This window comes from Nostoc cf. edaphicum LEGE 07299 (genome assembly GCF_015207245.1).
Classification (GTDB): domain Bacteria; phylum Cyanobacteriota; class Cyanobacteriia; order Cyanobacteriales; family Nostocaceae; genus Nostoc; species Nostoc edaphicum_B.
Genome location: NZ_JADEXF010000146.1, coordinates 1 through 7415, shown reverse-complemented (window position 1 = coordinate 7415; position 7415 = coordinate 1). Strand labels below are relative to the sequence as shown.

The 7415-nt window shown below is 47.8% G+C and carries 6 protein-coding genes and 1 pseudogene; 4 read left to right on the top strand and 3 right to left on the bottom strand.

All coding sequences use genetic code 11. From position 1 onward, the window contains the following. Positions 1-240: 240 nt before the first annotated feature. A pseudogene (locus IQ229_RS06380) lies at positions 241-1301 on the bottom strand (AraC family transcriptional regulator). Between the two features lie 209 nt (positions 1302-1510). Between IQ229_RS06380 and IQ229_RS06375 the strand changes: the two are divergent. Both IQ229_RS06375 and IQ229_RS06370 read left to right on the top strand, forming a co-directional pair. Beyond that, entirely contained in the window at positions 1511-1906 is a 396-nt protein-coding gene (locus tag IQ229_RS06375; RefSeq protein WP_194042263.1) for a (R)-mandelonitrile lyase, read from the top strand. 57 nt (positions 1907-1963) lie between these two features. Next, positions 1964-2845, top strand: coding sequence for an alpha/beta hydrolase (locus IQ229_RS06370; protein ID WP_194042261.1), 882 nt, complete (start codon positions 1964-1966; stop codon positions 2843-2845). A 234-nt stretch (positions 2846-3079) separates the two neighbouring features. Here IQ229_RS06370 and IQ229_RS06365 read toward each other — a convergent pair whose 3' ends face one another. Next, the gene (locus tag IQ229_RS06365; protein WP_194042259.1) at positions 3080-3280 is read right to left on the bottom strand and encodes a hypothetical protein; all 201 of its coding nucleotides are present in this window, start codon (positions 3278-3280) and stop codon (positions 3080-3082) included. A gap of 74 nt (positions 3281-3354) precedes the next feature. On the opposite strand from IQ229_RS06365, the gene IQ229_RS06360 reads away from it, so the two are divergent. Continuing rightward, on the top strand, positions 3355-4362 hold the full coding sequence (locus IQ229_RS06360) for an aldo/keto reductase (protein ID WP_194042257.1): 1008 nt from the start codon (positions 3355-3357) through the stop codon (positions 4360-4362). A gap of 213 nt (positions 4363-4575) precedes the next feature. Here the strand turns inward: IQ229_RS06360 and rsgA are convergent, their stop codons facing one another. Next, on the bottom strand, positions 4576-5637 hold the full coding sequence (rsgA, locus tag IQ229_RS06355) for a ribosome small subunit-dependent GTPase A (RefSeq protein WP_194042265.1): 1062 nt from the start codon (positions 5635-5637) through the stop codon (positions 4576-4578). 474 nt (positions 5638-6111) lie between these two features. On the opposite strand from rsgA, the gene IQ229_RS06350 reads away from it, so the two are divergent. Next, positions 6112-7415: glycoside hydrolase family 31 protein (locus tag IQ229_RS06350; protein WP_194042255.1), on the top strand; the 1304-nt coding region annotated here is incomplete at its 3' end.

Sequence of the window (7415 nt, the reverse complement as noted above, 5' to 3'; positions counted from 1 at the left end):
TTATAATCACTATCAAATAGATATACTTTAATCTTCCGCCCAAAATTTAACATATTTTGGGCTATTTTTATCGGATTTTTATTAACATTCAACACTTTTGGCTATTAACTAGTTAATGAAATTATTTGTCATAGCCAATATGTGCAGTTAGATGCTTTTGGAAATTTGATAAAAGTATTTAAAACTAATGTTGGAAAAAGAAAACAGAAATTCTTATTTTTGCAGTCAAAAATTTTGTCATCATATTGAACTAGCAGTCTCCCTAGCAGCTTCTCGCAGCCTCTCCACATCGCGCATTGGTGGCGCACCAAAAAGCCGCTTGTACTCGCGATTAAAATGCGAGGCATCGTCGTAACCCACGCGGTAGGCAGCACTGGTAGCATCAAGCTTTTCCCCCAGCATCAGACGGCGAGCCTCCTGGAGCCGCAGTTGCTTTTGGTACTGTAAGGGACTCATTGCAGTGACAGACTTGAAGTGATGGTGGAAGCCCGATACACTCATTCCCTGATGCAACATTAAATGTTTGGTAGCAACTAAATCCTGATCTTGAAGTGATGGTGGAAGCCCGATACACTCATTCCCAGCTCTCGTGCGATGTTTTCAATCCGAAGCGGCTCATTAAAGTCTTTACGAAGTTGCTCGACGGCTCTGGCGATGTGGTAGGTGTAGCCACCCAGAACTGCAATATGACGGAGCCGATTACCTTGCTCTCCCATCAGGAGTCGGTAAATGATTTCCCGCTTAATCAGTGGTGCGAGAACATGAGCTTCAGCAGGGGAATCCAAAAGCCTGACGAGCCGCACTACAGCGTCCAACAGATTTGCATTCAATGGACTTACGTCAATCGCTTTCACATCAGCACGGCTACGCGATGAGGGATACCCTGCCTCGACCATCACTGAGCCAACGAGAGTAGGGTCGAGATCGAGGCGAAGGCTAAAGTACGGTTGCGCTTTGGACGCTTCCAGAATTTGGCTGACAATCGGCAGTTCGACCGTAGCCAGCAGATAATGCATCGGGTCGTACTGATAGCGATCGCTACCCAAAAGAACTTCTTTGCTGCCCTGAGCGATCGCACAAAACGCAGGGATAGAGACACTATGAACGCATTCCGAAGGCGAGGAGGAGCGGTTAAAGTGCAAGCCTTTGAGCGGCTCAATCGCCCCATCATGAGGAATCGCGTGTGCAATCAGCTCTTTCAGTTCGTCTCTGTTGGCTTGCGCTCTGTCTACCTCGCGCTTTGCCTGCGGGTCGTTCATTAAATCGCGATCGGGCTTTTCACTCGTTTTGGCAGCGTTCATTTCTAAGTTTGCAGAATTGTACAACGATCTTAGACGATCGTCCTATTACTTGTTCTTCAGGATTCATAGAATGAAGCTAAAGCAATAAAAAATGATTTTAGCTTCTTATAAGCATTCTGGATTTTTATTTAATAGAAAACTCAGTTTTGATTGGGTAAGAGACTTGTCTCCTAGCCACCAAAATTAGATCAAGTGAAGGAATTAAGAAAATGGACATCAAAAGAAGTGGCTCACAGCCTTCTGCCAAAGGGCAGGCTGATTATTTTACCGGCACTGTACGCATTGATTCCCTATTCGAGGCGCACGATCCAGCACGCACGTCTGGAGCCAGTGTCACGTTTGAGCCTGGCGCTCGGACAGCATGGCACACCCACCCATTGGGACAGACCCTGATTGTGACTGCTGGGTCTGGTTATGTCCAGCAATGGGGCGGACAAATTCAGGAAATCAGACCAGGTGATGTTGTCCGAATTGCGCCCGGACTGAAACACTGGCACGGAGCTACAGCCACCACAGCCATGACGCACATTGCCATTCACGAAGAACTCGATGGCAAACCAGTGGACTGGCTGGAGTATGTCAGCGACGAGCAATATCCCAACTGATCTCTGCATCTGGTGGTTTTAAGACCTTATTAGGTAAAGAATTAAAGGAAAAAAATCATGAAAACGAACGAGAATGGAAAGTACACAGGAAAAGTTGCGTTTGTGACTGGAGCAGCGAACGGCATCGGTCGAGCTACGGCGCTGGCATTTGCCCGTGAGGGCGCTAATGTAGTGGTCGCCGACGTTTTAGAACAGGGCAATCAAGAAACGGCACACATGATCGAAGAACTCGGCGGACGAGCGATCGCCGTCAAGTGCAACGTGACGCAAGCCGAGGATTTCAGTGCTGCGGTCGATTTTCTGGGCACCCGGCCATTCATTGACAGGAACCGGATTGGCGTTCTTGGGATTTGCGGCAGCGGCAGCTTCGTCATCAGTGCCGCCAAGATCGACCCGCGCATGAAGGCTATTGCGACGGTCAGCATGTATGACATGGGTGCGGCCTACCGTAATGGGCTGAGGCATTCGACAACCCTCGAACAAAGAAAGATAGCCATCGCAGAGGCGGCTGAACAGCGCTACGTGGAGTTCACCGGCGGCGAGACCAAATACACGGGCGGCACGGTGCATGAGCTTAACAAGAACACCCACCCCATTCAGCGTGAGTTTTATGACTTTTACCGCACTTCCAGAGGCGAATACACCCCCAAAAGTTCGTCGCCGAACCTGACAACGCACCCGACACTGACCAGCATCGTCAAGTTCGGGAACTTCTACCCGTTCAACGACATCGAGACGATTTCGCCTCGTCCCATGCTGTTCATCACGGGGGCAGATGCACACTCCAGAGAGTTCAGTGAAGATGCTTACAAGCGTGCAGCCGAGCCAAAGGATCTCTACATCGTTCCGAACGCGGGACACGTCGATTTGTACGATCGAGTAAACCTTATCCCGTGGGACAAGCTTGCGTCCTTTTTCAATCAGCATCTCAGTCGGTAAACGAGCAACTGGCAGGAGAAAACATCTACCCAACTCGAATAGAAACTTCACAGGTAAGGTGGCCTTTGTCACCGGAGCGGGGAGGGGCATTGGCCGCACGACGGCGCTAATGTGGTGGTCGCTGACAATCAAGAAACGGCCCGCATGATTGAGGAACTCGGCAGGTGGATGCTCTGGTCAAAATTGTCGGGATGGAGAATCCGCCGAAGTTGTTCGTTGCCGGAAGTGATGCCCTTACGGCGATCGCGCCGGCTGTCGAGGAACGGTTGCAGGCGACGCGCGCCCATGAAGAGCTATCGAAATCAACAGACGGTTCGTTCTAGCGATCGCACAAGAAGCATCATCATCAAATCTACGGACATGATGCACATCGCCATTCAGTAACAGAGCGACGGCAAAACTGTGGACTAAATGGAACAGGTCAGCGATGAACAATACCAGACCCGATCCTGGAGTAGGACAGTTCCGATCTTTAATTCACCTTTAAATCAAAGACAGGAGTTCAAAAAATGCAGAAACGCAAACTTGGAAACAGTAATTTGGAAGTCTCGGCGATCGGGCTGGGCTGTATGGGAATGAGTTTTTCTTATGGCCCGCCCAAAGACACACAAGAGATGACTGCTCTTCTGGGGGCCGCTATCGATCGCGGCATTACATTCTTTGACACCGCCGAGGTCTACGGTCCGTTCCTAAACGAAGAGCTGGTGGGCGAAGCCCTCGCTCCCTTCCGCGGGCAAGTGGTCATTGCCACCAAATTCGGGTTCGACATCAGTCCGAATTCCGATCCCCGTGGCATGAAGGGTTCACCCGGACTGAATAGCCGACCGGAGCATATTAAGGAAGCCGTGGAGGGTTCGCTCAAGCGACTCAAGGTGGAGGCGATCGACCTCCTCTATCAGCACAGGGTTGACCCGAACGTGCCGATCGAAGATGTGGCAGGAGCGGTGAAAGAACTGATTCAGTCAGGTAAGGTGAAGCACTTTGGACTCTCGGAAGCAGGAGTGCAAACGATTCGTCGCGCCCACGCCGTTCAGCCGATTGCTGCTCTCCAGAGCGAGTACTCACTGTGGTGGAGAAAGCCTGAAGCGGAAGTGATACCGACCCTGGAGGAACTTGGCATCGGCTTTGTCCCCTACAGCCCTTTGAGCAAGGGCTTTCTCACAGGCAAGATCGACGAAAACGCGACTTTTGACAGCTCCGACTTCCGCAGCACCCTGCCTCGCTTCACACCGGAGGCTCTCAAGGCAAATCAGGCTTTGATCACTTTGCTCGGCAGCATCGCAGAACGGAAGCAGGCTACACCTGCTCAAATTGCGATCGCCTGGCTGCTTGCCCAGAAGCCGTGGATTGTTCCGATCCCAGGCACCACAAAGTTGCATCGTTTGGACGAAAACATCGGGGCAGTCTCAGTCGAACTCACGCCCAACGATTTACATGACATCGATGACGCCGCCTCCAAGATCGCAGTGCAAGGCGCTCGGTATCCCGAAAAGCTGGAGCAAATGACCGGTCGTTGAACTGGCACTAAGTTAAGCCGTATAGTAGGCAGCGTAAGGGTTGCAGTGGAGCAGAGGGAAAAGAGTTTGCAACAAAGCACTTTACTCAAAAGTTCCCCATCCTCTTGTTTGCTCCCCTGCTCCTCTGCTCCCCTGCTCCCCTGCTCCTCTGCCCCCTTGCTGCTTCAACAATTTACCTTTTCTTAGTGCCATTCCGTACTGACACCTTTGCAACTAGCGCTTGTGATGATTTCGCATGGATTTATGAATCTTCTTCCATCGTTCTTTCTCAGCTAATTGCGCCCTCTGGTCTTGTTTGCGGTTAAGGTAGTCAAGTTCTTTTTGTAACTTTTGGTAGCTAAGAAACCTGGAATAATCAAGTTCTCCCTCAGCCAAAGCCTGCTGCACGACACAACCCGGTTCGTTGTTATGCTGACAATTGCGGAAATGGCATTCTTGCGCCAAGATTTCGATGTCTGCAAAAGTTTCTTGTAAACCTTCATCACCTGCCCAAATTTGGATTTCCCGCATTCCTGGAGTATCAATAATTAATCCGCCAGTAGAGAGCAAAATCAACTCACGATTAGTTGTTGTATGTCTACCTCGGTCATCACCTTGCCGTACTGGTTGCACAACTTGGACAGATGCACCTTGCAGTTGGTTGGTGATGGTGGATTTACCAACACCAGAAGACCCTAACAAAGCAACTGTTTGTCCTGGTTGCAAGTAAGGTTTTAAGGCATCCAATCCTTGATGATTGGTGGCACTTAAAACTACAATTGGTACACCCAAAGCAACTGCTTCTACTTGGGTTAAATACTCTTCTAGAGAGTTGCACAAATCTGCTTTGTTTAACACAATTACCGGATTTGCACCACTTTCCCAAGCCAGAATCAGATAACGCTCAACTCTTCTTGGGTTAAAATCGCCATCCAATCCTGAGACTAAGAAGACTGTATCAATATTCGCTGCAACAATTTGTTCTTCTATTTTACTACCCACCGTTTTGCGAGAAAATTTGCTTTTCCTGGGTAAAATCTCGTTGATAGTAGCTCGTCCTTCAGATTCTCTGACACTAATCACAACCCAATCTCCAACGGCAGGAAAATCTTGTGGTTGAGAAGCACGATGCCGCAATTTACCTGAAACTTCTGCTGAAAGTTCCCCTTGTTCACTATAGAGGGTGTAAGTATTTCTGTATTCAATGGCAACCCTACTAACGCTAAATCCTTGTAAGCGATAGGGTTCAAAGCTGCGAGCAAAAAAGTCACTCCAGCCTAAATAATCCAAATTCATTGATGTTTCCTCGATGTGTGCTACTTGTTTTGCACAAGGTTCCACAGAGGAAGACACTTCTATGCAGGAGAACTCCCCGCACCAGAATGTCTGTGAATTCTAGTTTCCATTCCTGTAAAAAAGAGGACTGAACAGAATCTCTGCGCCTTGCGTTCTTTGAGTTGGGATGGTCAAAGTAACCCGGACTGCTAGCAACTCAGTCATAGTTCGTCCTCCTTCTGTACTACAGTAATAATCTACATTACTACATTAGCCTATTCCAGAAAATTCGTTTAAATTATGCAATTTTAACTTTGATATTTATCGCCTATTGATAGACCAATGCACAAATTTGTACATTATAAAAACAATTTTGGTAAAAAATATCTGTTCATCTTTCAGCAACCTCTAGCGAAAGAAAGAGTTTGAGGCTGACTATCTCTGTAATCATGAATGCGGATAAGTGTTTACCTGCTAAATAGCTAAATAACTGATATGCCGCAATATTTCGGAAAATTACCCACCACAAACCAAGCTTGGACAACTGTTAGCAATGTAAAATCTGTAAGCTGGGAAAATAATATTGTTAATTTTGACTGTGACGACTCACGCCTGACCATCAGCGTACTTACTCCGAATTTAATCCGTGTGCGTTTTGCACCAACTGGGGAATTTATGCCTCGTCGCTCTTGGGCAGTGACGCCAGATGATGCAGAATGGGCAATAACACCTTTTGAAGTGCGGGAAACTGAAGCAACAGTAGAAATTGAAACAACACAGATTCGTGTGTGCGTTCAGCGGGAAAAATGTCGCATCGCCTGTTTTGATAAAGCTAATCGTCCCTTCGCCCAAGATGCGGATATGGGGATGGGTTGGCGGATGGGTGCAGTTGCAGGGTGGAAGGAAATTGCAGCCGATGAACATTTCTATGGCTTTGGTGAACGCACAGGCTTTCTGGATAAACTCAGCGAAGTGAAAACCAATTGGACAACGGATGCCCTAGATTATGATTCACTAACTGATGAAATGTACCAGGCAATTCCATTTTTTATGGCTTTGCGTCCGCAAGTAAGCTATGGCATCTTTTTCAACACCACTTTTTGGAGTCAGTTCGATATCGGTGCTGAACAACCAGGTATTTGGAAGATGGAAACTCGTGGCGGTGAATTGGATTATTACATTATCTACGGCCCGGAACCAGCCCAAATCCTGGAGACTTACACTCAGCTAACTGGGAGAATGCCATTACCGCCGAAATGGGCGCTAGGTTATCATCAATGCCGTTGGAGTTACGAATCAGAAAACGTTGTGCGGGAACTAGCAAAGGAATTTCGTCAACGCCGCATTCCTTGCGATGTTATTCACTTGGATATTGACTATATGCGGGGCTATCGAGTGTTTACTTGGAGTCCTCAACGTTTCCCCAATGCGGCAAAACTCATTAGTGATTTAGCAGAGGATGGTTTCAAAACAGTCACAATTATCGATCCTGGTGTGAAGTATGAACCAGAAGGTAATTATCATGTTTTTGACGAAGGAGTAGAAAACGATTATTTTGTGCGTAAAGCTGATGGTACGTTGTTCCACGGCTACGTTTGGCCTGAGAAAGCTGTTTTTCCTGATTTTTTACGTCCTGATGTGAGTAACTGGTGGGCTGATTTACACAAAAGCTTAACTGATATTGGTGTGGCAGGAATTTGGAATGATATGAATGAACCTGCCATAAACGATCGCCCTTTCGGAGATGATGGTGAAAAGATTTGGTTTCCTCTAGATGCGCCGCAGGGGGGCAGGGGAGC